Raw genomic sequence first — 262 nt, forward strand, 5'->3', positions numbered from 1 at the left:
GCGCCAATCTCTATTCGCTGATCGAGACCGCCAAGGCCAACGGCCTGGAGCCGTACGTTTACCTCTGCCATCTCTTCAGAGAGCTGCCCACGGCCGATACCTTCGAAGAGGTCGAAGCCCTGCTGCCCTGGAATCTCAGGCAGGGCGACTGATCCCACTTGATTCGCCTATCCCCCAAATGTCTCAGGCGCAAGGCGCGCTGATTGATCGCTTACAAATAGGTAGCGCTAGCGGTGGGGCGAGTTGTGTCTTACGCAGCTGT

The 262-nt window shown here is 58.4% G+C and carries 1 protein-coding gene; it reads left to right on the top strand.

Translation table 11 applies throughout. The features are described 5' to 3' along the window. Nucleotides 1-152, top strand: a 152-nt coding sequence (locus ACZ3HH_RS30455; protein ID WP_465810356.1) for a transposase domain-containing protein, incomplete at its 5' end; no start/stop codon positions are given. Between the last annotated feature and the right edge of the window lie 110 nt (nucleotides 153-262).

The sequence above is a fragment of the Pseudomonas sp. PME37.24/025 genome (assembly GCF_055556615.1).